Consider the following 522-nt stretch of genomic DNA (forward strand, 5'->3'; position numbering starts at 1 on the left):
GCTCCGGCCTCCGCCTGATTGCCTGCGAAACATTGGATTTGCGGAAAGGCCCGGTCAATCCGGGCCTTTTGCATTGCATACGATGTAAATAACTCGATTTATTCAGAAAAATTCGTTTGCTCCGGCTGGCCGGAAGCGTCAAAGTTTCGATTGATTCCAGGCGTCGAATGCGAGGCTCACCACGTTTGCGCAAGCCTCGCAACATTTGGATCGCCTAATGTGAACTGTGAATTGTGACAGCTGTTTGACAGAGGTCATTGCTCCGGGAGTTGAAAGGCTTGAATTGCATAGCTCAGATATCCACCTGTACCCTAACACAGGCTGGATCGCTGAGACGCTACAGAAGCCGGCGGCCGTAAGGGCCTGGAATGAAAGGGAAAGAAATGACCAAAAAAACATTCCCGACGGAAGGAAATGTGCAGAACTACCCGGTCCTGCCGCTTCGTGACATCGTTGTGTTTCCGCATATGATCGTGCCCCTGTTCGTCGGCCGCGAGAAGTCCATCCGCGCTCTCGAAGAGG

At 52.5% G+C, this 522-nt stretch carries 1 protein-coding gene; it reads left to right on the top strand.

The features are described 5' to 3' along the window. Positions 1–383 precede the first annotated feature (383 nt). A partial coding sequence (locus AC1D0P_RS28155) for an LON peptidase substrate-binding domain-containing protein (RefSeq protein WP_477679742.1) occupies positions 384–522 on the top strand: 139 nt, incomplete at its 3' end.

Source organism: Polaromonas sp. P1_G2 (genome assembly GCF_056405515.1).